The organism is Streptomyces sp. 63XJN7_1_ISO-PGPR-S23-121, from assembly GCF_056173025.1.
Window position 1 is genome coordinate 73,483 of sequence record NZ_CM149653.1, and the last position, 17,097, is coordinate 90,579.

Consider the following 17,097-nt stretch of genomic DNA (forward strand, 5'->3'; position numbering starts at 1 on the left):
TCGGAGGTCCCCGGCTGCAAGCTGGGCTCGAACCGGGGGGACCCCCAAGTTACGCTGCTGTGCGGCACCCCGGCAGTGCTTTCGTGTGACGATCGTAGGCCCGAGTGGACGGCTCGAATGCCAGGACGGTGGTAGTGTGCGCGCCTCTTTGATCCAAATCGCCGTGAACGAGGACGAGTCGGCCGAAGCGCGCCGCCTGCGAGCGGCGTCGCTGGTCCGCGATCAGGCGGGCGCCGACCTCGTCGTCCTGCCGGAACTGTGGACCACGGGCGCCTTCGCCTTCGAGGACTTCGGCACGCGGGCCGAGCCGCTCCGGGGGCCGACGTACGAGGCGATGGCCAAGGCGGCGAGCGACGCCGGCGTCTGGCTGCACGCGGGGTCCGTCCCCGAGCGCGCCCCCGACGGCCGGCTCTACAACACCTCCCTCGTCCTCTCCCCCGCCGGCGACCTGGCCGCCGCCTACCGCAAGATCCACCGCTTCGGCTTCGACCGGGGCGAGGCCGTGCTGATGGGCGCGGGGAGCGAGCTGGTGACGGTCCGTCTGCCGGAGACGACCCTGGGCCTGGCGACCTGCTACGACCTCCGCTTCCCCGAGCTCTTCCGCGGCCTCGTCGACGCCGGTGCCGAGACCCTCGTCGTCCCGGCGGGCTGGCCGGAGCGCCGCCGCTCCCACTGGACGCTCCTGGCCCGCGCCCGGGCGGTGGAGAACCAGGCGTACGTCCTCGCCTGCGGAACGGCCGGGACGCACGCCGGGGTTCCGCAGGCGGGTCACTCGATCGTGGTCGACCCCTGGGGCGAGGTGCTGGCCGAGGCCGGCGCGGACGAGGAGATCCTCATCGTGGACCTCGACCCGACGAAGCCGTCGGGGACCCGGGAGCAGTTCCCGGCCCTGAAGGACCGGGTGCTGGGCCTGCGGGCACCGCGCCGGTGACGGGAGGGCGGGGCGGTCAGTCGCCGTCGTCGTCCTTCTCCCGCTCCTTCTCCGCCAGGTGGATCACGCACACGGTCAGGGCGATCAGCAGCGCCGGGTCGGCGTCGTCCCGGACGACGTCCACGCCGTAGGTGTCCCGGAGGGTCAGCCACCGCCGCGAGACGACGGCCAGCAGCTCGCCGTCGTACTCGATGGCGAACTCCCGGTCGAGGATCCTGCCGCTGACGTCGAGTTCGGTGCCGTCGGCCAGGGAGACCCGGTAGTGGTTGCGCAGCAGCGACAGCCGCTTGCGCCGGAGGGTCGCCAGCGGCTCGCCGGCCCGCTCGATCACCATGGTGTCGCGCAGGGCGAACATCTTCTGGTGGATGCCGATGAGCACCCGGCCCCGGGTGTCCTTCAGCTCCCAGGTGTCCCGCAGCCGCATCGCCTTGCCGTCGACGAGGTACACCTTGTTGCCGTCGGCGTCCTCGATCCAGTAGTCGTCACCGAAGCCGAGGAGCCGGTCGTACACGAGGAATCTCATGCCCTGACCGCTTCCCCGCCGCGCCCCCGGGGACGCGGACGATAGGCCGACAGGCTGAGCGGGGTCGCGCGCGGCGCCGGTCAGGCGCCGTAGCCGTCGCTGTAGCCGTCACGCGTGTGGTGGTGGGGCCGGTCCTCGACGACGGGGGTCGCCGGCGGCATCACGACGCGGCGCCGCCGGGCGATGCTGCTGAAGGTCGCGACACCGATCAGGCCGACGATCATGAAGATGACACCGACCAGGTCGAGGTTGACGCCCTGCATGTCCCAGTCGGTCGCGAACGTGAGGATGGCTCCCACGGCGATGAGGATGATGCATCCGCCGAGGCCCATGAGTGTCGCCTCCTTATAGATCCGGTCGGTCCGGCTTTCCGGTCGATCCGGTTCCGTCCGGATACCCCCGGCTGGAACACCCATGCGGTGCAGGGGCGTTCCGGACGGGAGCGGGCGGCGGGCCAGGGCGGCGGACTCAGCCCTCCAGAAACGCCACCAGCGCGTTCGCCAGCAGGTACGGGTCGTCGGCGCCGCACAACTCCCGGGCGCTGTGCATCGACAGGATGGCCACGCCGATGTCGACGGTGCGGATGCCGTGCCGGGCCGCGGTGATCGGGCCGATGGTCGTGCCGCAGGGCATGGAGTTGTTGGAGACGAAGGTCTGGAAGGGCACGTCCGCCTTCTCGCAGGCGGCGGCGAAGACGGCGCGGCCCGAACCGTCCGTGGCGTAGCGGTTGTTGACGTTCACCTTGAGGATGGGGCCGCCGTTGACGCGCGGGTGGTGCGTCGGGTCGTGCCGCTCCGCGTAGTTGGGGTGGACGGCGTGGCCGGTGTCGGAGGACAGGCAGACCGTGGCCGCGAAGGTCCGCGCCCGGTCCTCGTAGGAGCCGCCGCGCGCGAACACCGAGCGCTCCAGCACGCCGCCGAGCAGCGGGCCGTCGGCGCCGGTGTCCGACTGGGAGCCGTTCTCCTCGTGGTCGAAGGCGGCGAGCACGGGGATGTACGGCAGGGCGGCGCCGGAGGCGGCGACGGCGGCCAGGGCGGCGGTCCCGGCGTGCACGGACAGCAGGTTGTCCATGCGGGGGCCGGCCACCAGATCCCGGTCGCGGCCCAGGTACGCGGGGGGCTCCACGGAGTGGGTCATGAGGTCCCAGCCGGTGACCGTGCCGGGCTCCAGCCCGGCCTCCTCCTCCAGGAAGGCGATGAGGTCGCCGTCGCGCACGGTGTCGCCGAGGCCCCACACGGGCTGGAGGTGGCGCTGCTTGTCGAGCTTGAGGCCCTCGGTGGACACGTTGCGGTCCATGTGGATGGCGAGCTGGGGGACGCGGAGCAGCGGCCGGGCGACGTCGATCAGCCGGGTCGAGCCGTCCCGCAGCGACAGGCGGCCGGCCAGTCCGAGGTCGCGGTCGAGCCAGGAGTTCAGCAGGGGCCCGCCGTAGATCTCCACGGCGATCTGGCGCCAGCCGTGCGCACCGCTGTCGGGCCGCGGCTTCACGCGCAGGTTGGGGGAGTCGGTGTGCGCGCCGACGATGCGGAAGGGCGTGTGCGGCTCGGCTCCCTCGGGGACGTACCAGGCCACGATCGCGCCGCCGCGAAGGACGTACTTGCCCCCGGCCGTCCCGTCCCAGGCGTCCGTCTCCGCGACCTGCCGGAAACCGGCCTTCTCCAGCCGCTCGGCGGCGTTCGCCACCGCGTGGTACGGCGTCGGGCTCGTGGCCAGGAAGGACAGGAGGTCGTCGGTGTGTCCGCGATCGAAACGGGAGGGTGCGCTCATGGGGTTCACCTTAACGACGTGCGAGGGCCCGCTCCCCGTCTGCCGGGAGCGGGCCCTCGTGAGGGTGTGTGGGGACTGTGGAGAGTGCCCGCCGGGTTCCCGGAGGAACCTGGCGGCGTCCCGGAGGATGCCTTAGAAGGCGGCCTCGTCCAGCTCCATCAGGTCCAGCTCGACGCCCTGCGCGACCTTGCGGGCCAGGGTGACGCCGGGCAGGACGTTCGCGGCGAAGAACTTCGCCGCGGCGATCTTGCCGGTGTAGAAGGCCTTGTCCTTGGCGGACGCGGTCGGCAGCTTCTCGGCGGCGATCGCCGCGCCCTTGAGGAGCAGGTAGCCGATGATCACGTCGCCGGAGGCGAGCAGCAGGCGGGTGGTGTTGAGCCCGACCTTGTAGATGTTCTTGACGTCCTGCTCGGTGGCCGCGAGGTCGGTGAGCATCAGGCCGACGATGGCCTCCAGCTCGACGGCGGCCTTGGCGAGGTGCTCGCGGGCGCCGGACAGCTCCTCGCCGCCGGTGGCGAGCGCCAGGAACTTCTTGATGTCCTCGGCGAGCGAGTTCAGCGCGGCGCCCTGGTTGCGGACGATCTTCCGGAAGAAGAAGTCCTGGCCCTGGATCGCCGTGGTGCCCTCGTACAGGGTGTCGATCTTGGCGTCGCGGATGTACTGCTCGATCGGGTACTCCTGCAGGAAGCCGGAGCCGCCGAAGGTCTGGAGCGACTGGGCGAGCTGCTCGTAGGCCTTCTCCGAGCCGTAGCCCTTGACGATCGGCAGGAGCAGGTCGTTGAGGGCGTGCTCGGTCGAGGCGTCCTCGCCATTGGCCTCCTTGACCTGGATCTCGTCCTGGACGGAGGCGGTGTACATCACGAGCGCGCGCATGCCCTCGGCGTACGCCTTCTGCGTCATGAGGGAGCGGCGGACGTCCGGGTGGTGCGTGATGGTGACCTTGGGCGCGGTCTTGTCCATGAAGTTCGCCAGGTCGGGGCCCTGGACGCGCTCCTTGGCGTACTCCAGGGCGTTGAGGTAGCCCGTGGAGAGGGTGGAGATCGCCTTCGTGCCGACCATCATGCGGGCGAACTCGATGATGCGGAACATCTGGCGGATGCCGTCGTGCTTGTCGCCGATCAGCCAGCCCTTGGCGGGGTGGCGGTCGCCGAACGTCATCTCGCAGGTGTTGGAGGCCTTCAGGCCCATCTTGTGCTCGACGTTGGTGGCGTAGACGCCGTTGCGCTCGCCGAGCTCGCCGGTCTCGAAGTCGAACTCGTACTTCGGGACGAGGAAGAGGGACAGGCCCTTGGTGCCGGGGCCGGCGCCCTCGGGGCGGGCGAGGACGTAGTGGAGGATGTTCTCCGACATGTCGTGCTCGCCGGACGTGATGAAGCGCTTCACGCCCTCGATGTGCCAGGAGCCGTCCTCCTGCTGCACGGCCCTGGTGCGGCCGGCGCCGACGTCCGAGCCGGCGTCCGGCTCGGTGAGCACCATGGTGGAGCCCCACTGCTTCTCGACGGCGATCGAGGCTATGTGCTTCTGGACCTCGTTGCCCTCCTCGAAGAGGATGCCGGCGAAGGCCGGGCCGGAGGAGTACATCCACACGGCCGGGTTGGCGCCGAGGATCAGCTCCGCGTAGGCCCAGATGAGGGAGCGCGGGGAGGTGGTGCCGCCGATCTCCTCGGGCAGGCCGAGGCGCCAGTACTCGGAGTCCATGAAGGCCTGGTAGCTCTTCTTGAAGGACGCGGGGACCGGTGCGGTGTTGGTCTCCGGGTCGAAGACCGGCGGGTTGCGGTCGGCGTCCGCGAAGGACTCCGCAAGCTCGTTCTCCGAGAGACGGGTCAGCTCCTCGAGGACGCTCCTCGCGGTGTCGGTGTCCATCTCCGCGAACGGGCCGGTGCCGTAAACCTTGTCACGGCCGAGCACCTCGAAGAGGTTGAACTCGATGTCCCGGAGATTCGGCTTGTAGTGCCCCATGGCGACGGCTCCGTCGATAGATCGGCGAGGCACTGGCTCCTCGCACCTGATACACGTACCAACTAGTAGCTCCGATGATGCTACCCGTCGGTAATAAGAAGCAACCCCGCACCGCCCATCTGTGACTCGTTACTCGTTACGCTGTGCGCCATGTACGGCTACGACCAGACCGCGGGTCCTCAGCAGCAGCAGTACGCGCCGCCGCAGCAGCCGATGTCCGGCGGGTACGGCCAGCAGCCGCCGCTGTACCCCGAGCCGTCGCCGCCCTCGCTCGCGGACGCGGTGCGCGCCTTCACCACGGGGCAGATGGCCGCCGAGGACTTCCAGCAGATCTTCGCCACCTCCAAGGTCTACTGCCCGCGCGGCGACAACCCCGGTTTCCTGGCGCTGCACAACACCCAGCAGCCGGTGATCCCGATGTTCACCTCGCTCAAGGAGCTGCGCCGGTACGCGGGCAAGGAGTCCAAGTACTTCGTGATCACGGGTGCGGAGGTGATCGACCTCCTGCCGACCGGCTACGGCTTCGTGCTGGACATGGAGGGCGAGCACCGGATGGTCTTCGACGCCAAGGCCGTCGAGCAGATGGTCGACTTCGCCATGCGCCGGATGTACGGCTGATCCGCTGCCGCCACCGTGAGCCCGGAGGGAATACCCTCCGGGCTCTCTCGGTTTGAGGTGGCAAGAAGTTCAACGCTCAACTAAAGTGGACGCACACCGCCCGAGGAGGTCGACATGCCTGCCGTGACCGTCGAGAACCCGTTGACGCTGCCCCGCGTATCCGCACCCGCCGACGCCGTGGCACGTCCCGTGCTCACCGTCACGACCGCACCCGGCGGTTTCGAGGGCGAGGGCTTCCCGGTGCGCCGCGCGTTCGCCGGGATCAACTACCGCCATCTCGACCCGTTCATCATGATGGACCAGATGGGCGAGGTGGAGTACGCGCCCGGAGAGCCCAAGGGAACGCCCTGGCACCCCCACCGCGGCTTCGAGACCGTCACCTACATCATCGACGGGATCTTCGACCACCAGGACTCCAACGGCGGTGGCGGCACCATCACCAACGGCGACACCCAGTGGATGACGGCGGGCTCCGGCCTGCTGCACATCGAGGCGCCGCCGGAGCAGCTCGTCATGTCCGGCGGTCTCTTCCACGGCCTCCAGCTGTGGGTGAACCTCCCGGCCAAGGACAAGATGATGGCCCCGCGCTACCAGGACATCCGCAGCGGCTCGGTGCAGCTGCTCACCTCGCCCGACGGCGGCGCGCTGCTGCGCGTCATCGCCGGTGAGCTGGGCGGTCACGAGGGCCCCGGCATCACGCACACGCCGATCACCATGGTCCACGCCACGCTCGCGCCGGGCGCCGAGGTCACGCTGCCCTGGCGGGAGGACTTCAACGGCCTCGCGTACGTCATGGCGGGCAAGGGCTCGGTGGGCGCGGAACGCCGCCCGGTCCACCTGGGCCAGACGGCGGTGTTCGGGGCCGGCGGGTCGCTGACCGTCCGCGCGGACGAGAAGCAGGACTCGCACACCCCCGACCTCGAAATCGTCCTCCTGGGCGGACGCCCGATCCGTGAGCCCATGGCCCACTACGGCCCGTTCGTCATGAACACCAAGGACGAGCTGATGCAGGCCTTCGAGGACTTCCAGAAGGGCCGGCTGGGCACCGTCCCGGCGGTGCACGGCATGTCCGCCGAGGGCCCCGGCGCCTGACGGCCGTACGGCCGAGTGCCCTCACCCGGGCGGGCCGTCCGCACAGGACAGCCCGCCCGGCGCGTGATCGGCTGGAGCGGTGCACCTGCTTCCCGGTCCGGTCCGCCGTTTCGCCGCGTGGTGCGCCGTCGTCCTGCTCGCCTCCGGTGTCGTCCTCGTCGCGGTCCGGCTGTGCGTCGAGCTCCGCACCGCGGTGACGCCGGCCCTGCTCGCGCTGCTCGGCACCGCCCTGCTCAGGCCGCTGCACCGGCGGCTGGTGAAGGCGCACGTCCAGCGGTCCCTGGCCGCGGGGCTGACCTGCGTCGCCGTCGTGGCCGTGGTCGGCGGGGCCGTGTACATCGTGGTCGCCGCGCTGGTCGACACCGGCGACCAGATCGTCGCCTCGCTCAAGGACGCGGCACGGGGCGTCGCCGACCACTTCGGGGCGGCCGGGACCTCACTGGACGACCTCGCGTCGAACTCGCGCGAGCTGCTGGGCAAGTTCGGCGGCACGGCCGCCTCCGGGGTGATCACCGGGGTGAGCGTGGCCGGCGAGATGCTGGCCATGGCGGTCCTGGCGCTGCTGCTCGTCTTCTTCTTCCTGCGCGACTCCGACCGCGCCGTCGGCACGCTGCGCTCCGTCGTCCCCCGGCGGAGCGCCGACACGGTCGAGGCGATGGCCCGGCGGGCCTTCGGGGCCGTCGAGGGTTTCATGCGGGGCACCACCCTCATCGCCCTCATCGACGCCGTCTGCATCACCGTGGGGCTGCTGGTGCTCCGCGTGCCCGGCGCGATCGGGCTCGGCGCGCTGGTCTTCGTCGGCGCCTACATCCCCTACCTCGGCGCCTTCATCTCCGGCACGGTCGCCGTGCTGGTCGCGCTCGCCGACCGCGGGTTCGTCATCGCGCTGTGGGCCCTCGGGGTGGTGCTGGCCGTGCAGGTGCTGGAGGGGCACGTGCTCCAGCCGATGATCCAGAGCCGGACCGTGCAGATGCATCCGGCGGTCGTGCTGCTGGCCCTGACCGCGGGGGCGTCGGTGGCGGGCATCCTCGGCATGCTGCTGGCCGTCCCGCTCACCGCCGCGGCGGTCGGGGTCGTCCACGAGCTCCAGATCCGCTACTCGGCCTCCGAAGCCTCCATGAATCCGAAGGCGGGGCCCGGCTCCTCCCCGGATCCGCCGCCGTCCGGGGACTCGTAGAACTCGAACCAGATGCTCTTGCCCTCGCCGCGTGGGGCGACGCCCCACGCGTCCGAGAGCAGCTCGATCAGCATCAGGCCGCGTCCCGAGGACGCCATCTCCCCCGGCCGGCGCTTGTGCGGCAGGTCGTCGCCGCTGTCGGTGACCTCCACCCGGATGTACCGCTCGCCCGGCTTCCCGCCGACCTCGGCGACCAGCAGCGCGTCGGCGTCGGTGTGGACGAGGACGTTCGTCAGCACCTCGGACAGCAGCAGGACGGCCGCGTCCCGCTGCTCCTCGTCGGGCCAGTCGTGGAGCAGGTCCCGCAGATGCTGCCGGGCGACGGCGATCCGCTCGGGCTCGGCCTGCTCGACCGTCAGCATCGTGCGCCGCACGGGAGGCCGGGCGACCGTGCTGACGCCGCGCCCGCAGCTCTCGTCCTGCCAGCACAGCAGCACTAGGGCGATGTCGTCCTCCCGCCGGTCGATCAGGGGACCGGTGGTGTGGTGCGAGGACGGCCCGTGCACCGCCTGGACGAGTGCGTCGGCCATCTCCTCCAGGTCGCCCTCGTGCTCCTCCAGGACGACCCGCAGGCGGTGCCAGCCCGTCTGGAGGTCGTGGCCGCCCGTCTCGACCAGTCCGTCCGTGCACAGCATCAGGGTGTCGCCCGGTTCCAGGGCGAGCCGGGAGGTCGGGTAGTCGGAGTCCGGGTCGACACCGAGCGGCAGCCCGCCCTCGGTGGCGAGGATCAGCGCCGTGCCGTCGGTCATCCGCACCACGGGCTCCAGGTGGCCCGCGCGGGCGCTCTCCACGACGCCGGTGGCCGGGTCCACCTCCGCGTAGAAGCAGGTCGCGAAGCGGGGGTCGTCGGAGTCCTCGGCGGAGTCGGCCAGGCTGTGGAAGAAGTGGGAGGCCCGGGAGAGCACCGCGTCGGGGGGGTGGCCCTCCGACGCGTAGGCGCGCAGGGCGATGCGGAGCTGGCCCATCAGCCCGGCGGCCCGCACGTCGTGCCCCTGGACGTCGCCGATGACCAGGGCGAAGCGCCCCCGGGGCAGCGGGATCATGTCATACCAGTCGCCGCCGACCTGGAGCCCGCCCCCGGTGGGGACGTAGCGGGCGGCGATGTTCACGCCGGGGATCTGCGGCCCCAGCGCGGGCAGCATGGTGCGCTGCAGTCCGTCGGTCAGCTCCCGCTGGGTGTCGGCGGCGCCCGCCCGGGACAGCGCCTGCGCCAGCATCCGGGCCACGGTGGTCAGCACCGACCGCTCGTCCGGGGTGAAGGCGACGGGGTAGGTGAACGCGGCCATCCAGGCGCCCATGGTGCGTCCCCCGGCGACCAGCGGCAGGAAGGCCCAGGAGCTGCGGCCGAAGCGCTCGGCGAGCGGCCAGGTGATCGGGTAGCGGGAGCGGTACTGCTCGGGGGAGGAGAGGTAGACGGCACCGCCGGTGCGGACCACCTCGGCGGCCGGGTAGTCGGTGTCCAGCGGCATGGCCACGAACGGGTCCATGTCGTTCTGCGGCTGGCCGTGGTGGCCGATGACCGTCAGGCGGTCGCCCGACACCCCGAACACCGCGAGGCCGTCCGGCGAGAACCCGGGCATCGCCAGGCCCGCGGCCACCCGCAGCACCTCCTCGGTGGAGCGTGCCTCGGCCAGCGCCCGGCCCGCGTCCAGCAGGAACGCCTCCCGCGAGCGGCGCCAGTCGCCGGTCACCGCGCTGCGTCCCGCGGGCGTGCCGGGGGTCGGCTCGGCGACCTCCTGGAGCGTGCCGATCAGCTCGTAGGCCTTGCGCGCGCGGTCGTAGGACGGTTTGGAACGGCTGCGCACCACCCGGACGTGGTGGCCGCGCTCGTCCATGATCCGGATACGCACCTCGGCGAGCGTGTTGTCGACGACGGCCCGCTGGACCACCTCGGTGACCTCGTTCCAGTCCACCGGGTGCATCCGCGCCCGCACCCGGGCCTCGGGAAGCCTGCCCGCCCGGGCGGGCAGCCCGAGCAGCCGGGCGGCCTCCGCGTCGACCGTGACCTCTCCGGCGGCGGTGTCCCAGTGCCAGAGGCCGGTCGCGAGGGCGGTGAGGACCTCCCCCACCTCGGGCAGGGACTCGCCAGTGCGCATTGCCCCACTGTAAGAAGAGGTGATCGAAGGCTGCCACCGCGCGCCCCGGCGGTATTGGTGAGGAATCGAGCCGTGGGTCCCCGGTACGCTGGGGGTTGTTTCACGTGAAACACGGACCGCGAGACCACGCCAGGTGAGCCCCGTGAGATCCGTGGGACACGGCCCCCCGATCCGCGAAGACTGGATGAACGACGATGCATCGGTACAGGTCCCACACCTGCGGCGAGCTCCGCTCCTCTGACGTCGGCACCGACGTCCGACTGAGTGGCTGGCTGCACAATCGGCGCGACCTGGGCGGCATCCTCTTCATCGATCTGCGCGATCACTACGGCATCACGCAGCTCGTCGCCCGGCCCGGTACCGAGGCGTACGAGGCGCTGGACAAGCTGACCAAGGAATCGACCGTTCGGGTCGACGGCAAGGTCGTCTCCCGCGGTGCCGAGAACGTCAACCCCGACCTGCCCACCGGTGAGGTCGAGGTCGAGGTGGGCGAGGTCGAGCTGCTCGGCGCGGCCCAGCCGCTGCCCTTCACCATCAACGCCGAGGACGGGGTCAACGAGGAGCGGCGCCTGGAGTACCGCTTCCTGGACCTGCGCCGTGAGCGCATGCACCGCAACATCATGCTGCGCACGTCGGTCATCTCGGCGATCCGTCACAAGATGACGGCGCTGGGCTTCAACGAGATGGCGACGCCGATCCTGAGCGCCACCTCCCCGGAGGGCGCCCGTGACTTCGTGGTCCCGTCCCGTCTGAACCCCGGCAAGTTCTACGCGCTGCCGCAGGCCCCGCAGCAGTTCAAGCAGCTGCTGATGATCTCCGGCTTCGACCGCTACTTCCAGATCGCGCCCTGCTTCCGCGACGAGGACGCCCGCGCGGACCGCTCGCCGGGCGAGTTCTACCAGCTCGACGTGGAGATGAGCTTCGTCGAGCAGGAGGACGTCTTCCAGCCGATCGAGAAGCTCATGACCGAGCTGTTCGAGGAGTTCGGCAACGGCCGTCACGTGACGTCGCCGTTCCCGCGGATCCCGTTCCGCGAGGCGATGCTGAAGTACGGCTCCGACAAGCCGGACCTGCGGGCCAAGCTGGAGCTCGTCGACATCACCGACGTCTTCGAGGGCTCGGAGTTCAAGGCATTCGCCGGTAAGCACGTGCGGGCCCTGGCGGTGCCGGACGTCTCCGGCCAGCCGCGCAAGTTCTTCGACCAGCTGGGTGACTACGCCGTCTCGCAGGGTGCCAAGGGCCTGGCCTGGGTCCGCGTCGGCGAGGACGGCACGCTGTCCGGCCCGATCGCGAAGTTCCTGACCGAGGAGAACGTCGCCGAGCTGACCAAGCGCCTGTCGCTGGCCGCCGGGCACGCGGTGTTCTTCGGCGCGGGCGAGTTCGACGAGGTCTCGAAGATCATGGGCGCGGTGCGGGTCGAGGCCGCCAAGCGCGCCGGCCACTTCGAGGAGGACGTCTTCCGCTTCTGCTGGATCGTCGACTTCCCGATGTACGAGAAGGACGAGGAGACCGGCGCGATCGACTTTTCGCACAACCCGTTCTCGATGCCGCAGGGCGGTCTGGAGGCCCTGGAGACCCAGGACCCGCTGGACATCCTGGGCTGGCAGTACGACATCGTCTGCAATGGCGTCGAGCTGTCCTCGGGCGCGATCCGGAACCACGAGCCGGAGATCATGCTCAAGGCGTTCGAGATCGCGGGCTACGACCGTGAGACGGTCGAGGAGAAGTTCGCCGGCATGCTCCGCGCGTTCCGCTTCGGCGCCCCGCCGCACGGCGGCATCGCGCCCGGCGTCGACCGCATCGTCATGCTCCTCGCCGACGAGCCGAACATCCGCGAGACCATCGCCTTCCCGCTCAACGGCAACGCACAGGACCTGATGATGGGCGCGCCGACGGAGCTGGAGGAGGCTCGGCTAAAGGAGCTGCACCTGACGGTGCGCAAGCCGCAGCCGAAGTAGGCGGACGGCCGGAAGGGCCCGCCGACGGAGCGACTCCGTCGGCGGGCCCTTCGTCGTCATGACACCTCGGAGCCGTCGGTGCCCGTCACGCACGCCGGGGCGGCATTCGTGGACGGGCCGGGGCGGCAGTCGCGGCATCGGCCCGGCTGAGGGGCCCGGAACGCGCGGTCGCACCCGTCGCAGGTCTGGAGGGGGTGGCGGGGCTCGGGGACCGGTGAGGGCGCGGGCCGGAACGGCGGTGGAGGCGGAAGCTGGGCGGCCAGGCGGTGGGCGAGGAGGGCGGCCGGGCGGGTCAGAGGCTCTTCCGGCAGGTTCGTGGTCAGGGCGTGGCGTACGGCGGTGGGGGTGACCTCGCGTTCCAGCCAGGCGGCGACGCCCGGCGCGAGGTGTTCGGCGTCGGTGGCGGACAGGAGCAGGCGGGGATCGTGGCGGCGCAGGCCGGTGAGGACCTCGGCGGCTGTCTGGAGGAGGGCGGGCCAGGGGCGCGACGGTTGGGGGACCGCCGGGAGGCGCTTGCGTGGCGCGGACTCGTCGGGGGTCGTGCGCCGGGCGGTCCTGCGGGGTGCCGTCTCCCGGGCGGCGCGGTGACCGGGCCTGTTGCACGAGACCGTGCGCGTGACGATCCGGCCGGTGGCGGTGCGCTCGCGGCTGCGGATCAGGTAGCCGTGCGCCTCGAGTTCGTTCAGGGCGGAAGCGATCCGGGTGGGTCCCTCCGGGAAGCGGGCGGCGAGCGTCTTGATGTCGACGGCGGTGCCCGGCCGCACGGACTGGATGTAGCAGGCGAGCCCGATGGCGAGCCCGGACAGCTCTGAAGTTCTCGGTGTGGCGGACGTGGTCGTGGGTGACGCCGGCGAACGGCTTCCCGTCGGGGTGGTTCTTACGCGCGATACGGGACCGGGCGCGCGAGGGCGCGCTAGGGTTTTCGGTATCCATCGGGAAGGGCCTTGTCTTCCTCGGTGGTCAGGCCCTCGCACTGGGATGCCAGTCCCGGCGAGGGCCGTCGCATGTCTGGGGGTCGTCTTGCACTGCTCGCGATGAGCGTAAAGCAGGCAACCGGTCACGAAACCAGCCCACTTGGCATATTCACTCGCGGGAGTGAGCCTGCCCGGCGGGAGGGAGGGGTGGGGCTTGGTGGGGTCCTTTCTCCCCGGTGAGTAGTGCATGGGGAGCGCAGGTCGGACCGGAGCGTGGGTCGTCGGGTGCCGGTGGTTGCGGGGTGGACGGGGCGGATCGGCGTACTCGGCGGGGCTGGATGTGCCTACCGTGATGGTGACGCTCTGGGCGCACGTGGTGACTGTCCGGTCCTTGTCCGGTGGTGTCCCGGCCTGCCGGAGCGGCGTCCACGGGTAGGGCGTGGCTGGTACGAGGCGGCACGACGGAGGGGCCCGCGCATGTCGGTGTCGCCCTCGGCCGGGAGGCGTGGGCGGACTTCGTGACGTACGCGTCCGGAAGCTGACCCCTCGACGGCACGTGCCCCCACCCGGTCCCCGACGGGTGGGGGCACGTGCCGTACGGCGCTTCCTCGCGACGTCTAGCGGGCCACGAACTGGGTCAGGATTGCCTGGACCTCGTAGATGTCGACGCCCTTGGTGAAGGTCTTCTGGATCGGGGCCGCGCTGCCCGAGAGCCAGATCTTCAGCTCGGCGTCGAGGTCGAAGTGGCCGGCCGTCTCCACCGCGAAGTGCGTGATGCTGCGGTACGGGATGGAGTGGTACTCGGTCTTCTTGCCGGTGATGCCCTGCTTGTCGACCAGGAGCAGGCGCCGGTCGGTGAACAGTATGGTGTCGCGGATCAGCAGGTAGGCGGCGTGCACCTGCTCCCCCTGGCCGAGCAGGCGCGCGTACTCCTGCTGCGCCTGGGCCGGGTCGATGCTGTGCGCGTTGCCGAAGAGTGCCATGGAACAGTCCCCCCACGTGAGTGGCGACGGCCGACCGGCCGTCTGCACGGGATCCTCGCAGAGCGAGGGGCCGGGGAGAAGATCTTGCTCTCCCCGGCCCCTGGCTTGTGGCAGACGCGTTACGCGGTCGGTTTCTCCCCGAGACGCCGCAGGACCGCGTCGCCGGTGGCGGTCGAGTCGGCCGGCGATGGCGAGCCTCGTCGTCGACTGCAACGCCGGCTCGTCCAAGGACCTGAGGAGTCGGCGACGAGTCGAGTGGCGGTCATGGCTCGGGTCACTCGGCCGTGAAGAGGTCTTCGGCTGTCGGGGCCGTGACGGCACGCCGGTGCCAGTGGCGCAGGATCTCGGGGTCGCCGCAACCGGTGATGCGTTCCCGGACCGTGTCGGGGATGTCCAGGCCGCGCACTTCCAGGACGTCCAGGACATCCTCGGCGGCGCGTCGCGCCTCGCCTTCGGCTCGGATTTCTTCGGAGAGGGGCGACTTGTAAAAGGAGAGGTCCACGGCCACCAGTTTCCTCCACAGCTGTGCGGCCGGGTGCTTACCCAGGCCTTGTGCGACGAGTTCGATGATCGGGTCGGCGATGTTCTGCGGTGTGTCCCGCAGGACGGTCGTCATCGATTTCAGTATGGCCCCGGCGTCCGGATGCGTCGCGTGGGTGATCGCGGACAGCGTGGCGAGGGCGAGGTCCTTGCGGACTTCGGCCGGGTCGGTGATCACCGGCATGTTGTGCGGTCCCGCGACCAGCGGCCGCAGCGTCAGCAGGGGCCACTGACGAGGACCGAAGCTGACCTCGCGCGCGGCCCATTCAGCCGTGCTGCGGTCCTGGCAGACGACCAGCAGAAGCGGCTGCAGCCGGTACTTCGTGAGCAGGTACGAAGCGTAGTACGCCCAGATGGCGGGCTTGTCCGGGTCCTTCCGGCCCTGTGCCTCGACCGCCAGGAGCAGCGGCTCGCCCTCCTCCGCGTCCAGCCGCAGGAGGGTGTCCACGCGGCGTTCGACGGGACTCGTCTCCGTGAGGTCGTTGGGCAGGACGGTGATCGAGGTGGGCGGAGGGAAAGTCGATGCCGAGGACCTCGGACACTCCGGAGAAGAGACCCGGATGCTGCTGGAAGATGCGGTGCATCGCCTCGTGGGGCGAGCTGACCATGGGAGTTCCCGGGAGGTGAAGGGACGGAGGAACGGTGGGCCAGGAAGGCGGCGAACGCTGAGCCTAGGTGAGTCAACCGGTGGCGTACCCAGCCCAGTTGATGATGTTCACTCGGACGAGTGTGTCCGGCGTGTTTGCCCGGCACGCAGCGCGGAGGCCCGGGAACGCGTCGTTCCCGGGCCTCTGGACGTTCGGCTTGCGTCCTACGCGGTCGGCTTCTCCTCGAGACGCGGGAAGAGGACCGCGCCCTTGGTGACGGTCGAGCCGGCGGGCAGGACGCCCCAGGTGCCGGCCTCCTGGACCTTCTGGTCGGCGAGCGCGCCGAGGCCGGCCTCCGCGCCGAGGGAGTCCCAGAGCTTCTGGGACGTCTCCGGCATGACCGGGTTGAGCAGGACCGCCACCGCGCGCAGGGACTCCGCGGCCGTGTAGAGGATCGTCGCCAGGCGGGCCTTGCCCTCCGGCGAGTCGTCCTTCGCGACCTTCCAGGGCTCCTGCTCGGTGATGTAGCCGTTGACCTGCTTGACGAAGTCGAAGACGGCTAGGATGCCGCCCTGGAAGTCCAGCTCCTCGCCGATCTTCCGGTCGGCGAGCGCCACGGCCTTGGCCAGACCGTCCTGGACCGCCTTCTCGGCCTCCCCGTCGGCCGTCGCCTCCGGCAGCGCGCCGCCGAAGTACTTGCCGACCATGGCCGCGACACGGGACGCGAGGTTGCCGTAGTCGTTGGCCAGCTCGCTGGTGTAGCGGGCCGAGAAGTCCTCCCAGGAGAACGAGCCGTCCTGGCCGAACGCGATCGCGCGCAGGAAGTACCAGCGGTACGCGTCCACGCCGAAGTGCGAGGTCAGGTCCTGCGGCTTGATGCCGGTCAGGTTGGACTTGCTCATCTTCTCGCCGCCGACCATCAGCCAGCCGTTCGCGGCGATCTTCCCCGGCAGGGGCAGGCCCTGCGCCATCAGCATCGCCGGCCAGATGATCGCGTGGAAGCGGAGGATGTCCTTGCCGACCAGGTGCACGTCGGCGGGGAACGTCGACTCGAACTTCTCCGGGTTCTCGTTGTAGCCGACCGCCGTGGCGTAGTTCAGCAGGGCGTCGACCCACACGTAGATGACGTGCTTGTCGTCCCAGGGGACCGGCACGCCCCAGTCGAACGTCGAGCGGGAGATGGAGAGGTCCTGGAGGCCCTGGCGGACGAAGTTCACGACCTCGTTGCGCGCGGACTCGGGCTGGATGAAGCCCGGGTTGGCCTCGTAGTGCGCGAGCAGCTTCTCGCTGTACTCGCTGAGCTTGAAGAAGTAGTTCTCCTCGCTGAGGATCTCCACCGGCTTCTTGTGGATCGGGCACAGCTTCTGGCCCGCGTACTCGCCCTCGCCGTCGAGCAGCTCGCCGGGGAGCTTGTACTCCTCGCAGCCCACGCAGTACGGGCCCTCGTAGCCGCCCTTGTAGATCTCGCCCCGGTCGTACAGGTCCTGCACGAACTCCTGGACGCGGTCGGTGTGCCGCTTCTGCGTGGTGCGGATGAAGTCGTCGTTCGCGATCTCCAGGTGCTCCCAGAGAGGCTTCCACGCCTCGGTGACGAGCTTGTCGGCCCACTGCTGCGGGCTGACGCCGTTCGCCTCCGCGGTGCGCATGATCTTCTGACCGTGCTCGTCCGTGCCGGTGAGGTACCACACCTTCTCGCCGCGCTGGCGGTGCCAGCGGGTGAGCACGTCGCCTGCGACGGTCGTATAGGCGTGGCCCAGGTGAGGAGCGTCGTTGACGTAGTAGATGGGGGTGCTGACGTAGAACGCCTTGCCACCCTGCTTCTCGGTTCCAGTGGCCGCCATGGTCGAAATCCTACTGGCCCGACGGAGATCGGCTCACACGCGTTCCGGGGGGCGGACAGGGGCGGGCCAGGCTGCCCGCCCCTGTCCGCCCCCCGGAGTGACGCTCCCGGT

General features: G+C 70.5%; 12 protein-coding genes and 2 pseudogenes. 5 read left to right on the top strand and 9 right to left on the bottom strand.

Annotated elements, in window-relative coordinates:
* Positions 1 to 136 precede the first annotated feature (136 nt).
* Positions 137 to 931: a carbon-nitrogen family hydrolase gene (locus AC0VYN_RS00340; RefSeq protein WP_475534274.1), complete on the top strand. Its 795-nt coding sequence runs from the start codon at positions 137 to 139 to the stop codon at positions 929 to 931.
* A 16-nt stretch (positions 932 to 947) separates the two neighbouring features.
* Here AC0VYN_RS00340 and AC0VYN_RS00345 read toward each other — a convergent pair whose 3' ends face one another.
* The 4 genes from AC0VYN_RS00345 to AC0VYN_RS00360 all read right to left on the bottom strand — a co-directional run bounded on the left by AC0VYN_RS00345 (position 948) and on the right by AC0VYN_RS00360 (position 5,180).
* Complete coding sequence (locus AC0VYN_RS00345; RefSeq protein ID WP_475534275.1) at positions 948 to 1,454, bottom strand: LURP-one-related/scramblase family protein; 507 nt, start codon at positions 1,452 to 1,454, stop codon at positions 948 to 950.
* Between the two features lie 80 nt (positions 1,455 to 1,534).
* Positions 1,535 to 1,786 carry a DUF6458 family protein gene (locus AC0VYN_RS00350; RefSeq protein WP_385468819.1) on the bottom strand — a complete coding sequence of 84 codons (252 nt, stop codon included), beginning with the start codon at positions 1,784 to 1,786 and terminating at the stop codon, positions 1,535 to 1,537.
* A 136-nt stretch (positions 1,787 to 1,922) separates the two neighbouring features.
* A complete protein-coding gene (locus tag AC0VYN_RS00355) occupies positions 1,923 to 3,221 on the bottom strand; it encodes a M18 family aminopeptidase (RefSeq protein WP_475534276.1) in 1,299 nt (432 codons plus the stop codon).
* Between the two features lie 132 nt (positions 3,222 to 3,353).
* Positions 3,354 to 5,180, bottom strand: a complete 1,827-nt coding sequence (locus tag AC0VYN_RS00360; protein WP_475537048.1) for an acyl-CoA dehydrogenase — start codon at positions 5,178 to 5,180, stop codon at positions 3,354 to 3,356.
* Positions 5,181 to 5,330: 150 nt separating this feature from the next.
* Here AC0VYN_RS00360 and AC0VYN_RS00365 point away from each other — a divergent pair, with 150 nt between their 5' ends.
* The 3 genes from AC0VYN_RS00365 to AC0VYN_RS00375 all read left to right on the top strand — a co-directional run bounded on the left by AC0VYN_RS00365 (position 5,331) and on the right by AC0VYN_RS00375 (position 8,067).
* On the top strand, positions 5,331 to 5,798 hold the full coding sequence (locus tag AC0VYN_RS00365; RefSeq protein ID WP_189230111.1) for an SseB family protein: 468 nt from the start codon (positions 5,331 to 5,333) through the stop codon (positions 5,796 to 5,798).
* A gap of 114 nt (positions 5,799 to 5,912) precedes the next feature.
* Positions 5,913 to 6,890 (top strand): pirin family protein, encoded by a 978-nt coding sequence (locus AC0VYN_RS00370; protein ID WP_475534277.1) that lies wholly within the window; start codon positions 5,913 to 5,915, stop codon positions 6,888 to 6,890.
* A gap of 79 nt (positions 6,891 to 6,969) precedes the next feature.
* Positions 6,970 to 8,067 carry an AI-2E family transporter gene (locus AC0VYN_RS00375; RefSeq protein WP_475534278.1) on the top strand — a complete coding sequence of 366 codons (1,098 nt, stop codon included), beginning with the start codon at positions 6,970 to 6,972 and terminating at the stop codon, positions 8,065 to 8,067.
* Here AC0VYN_RS00375 and AC0VYN_RS00380 read toward each other — a convergent pair.
* On the bottom strand, positions 7,986 to 10,163 hold the full coding sequence (locus AC0VYN_RS00380; protein WP_475534279.1) for a SpoIIE family protein phosphatase: 2,178 nt from the start codon (positions 10,161 to 10,163) through the stop codon (positions 7,986 to 7,988). The two genes, AC0VYN_RS00375 and AC0VYN_RS00380, sit on opposite strands and share 82 nt — an antisense overlap.
* Positions 10,164 to 10,357: 194 nt before the next feature.
* Between AC0VYN_RS00380 and aspS the strand changes: the two genes are divergently transcribed.
* Positions 10,358 to 12,121, top strand: coding sequence for an aspartate--tRNA ligase (gene aspS, locus AC0VYN_RS00385; RefSeq protein WP_475534280.1), 1,764 nt, complete (start codon positions 10,358 to 10,360; stop codon positions 12,119 to 12,121).
* Between the two features lie 56 nt (positions 12,122 to 12,177).
* Here aspS and AC0VYN_RS00390 read toward each other — a convergent pair.
* The 4 genes and pseudogenes from AC0VYN_RS00390 to metG all read right to left on the bottom strand — a co-directional run bounded on the left by AC0VYN_RS00390 (position 12,178) and on the right by metG (position 16,986).
* Positions 12,178 to 13,054, bottom strand: a pseudogene (locus tag AC0VYN_RS00390) (helix-turn-helix domain-containing protein).
* 598 nt (positions 13,055 to 13,652) lie between these two features.
* Positions 13,653 to 14,018, bottom strand: a complete 366-nt coding sequence (locus AC0VYN_RS00395; RefSeq protein ID WP_381843608.1) for a PH domain-containing protein — start codon at positions 14,016 to 14,018, stop codon at positions 13,653 to 13,655.
* A gap of 274 nt (positions 14,019 to 14,292) precedes the next feature.
* Positions 14,293 to 15,166 (bottom strand): annotated as a pseudogene (locus tag AC0VYN_RS00400) (hypothetical protein).
* Positions 15,167 to 15,369: 203 nt separating this feature from the next.
* On the bottom strand, positions 15,370 to 16,986 hold the full coding sequence (gene metG, locus AC0VYN_RS00405) for a methionine--tRNA ligase (protein WP_386919573.1): 1,617 nt from the start codon (positions 16,984 to 16,986) through the stop codon (positions 15,370 to 15,372).
* Positions 16,987 to 17,097 lie beyond the last annotated feature (111 nt).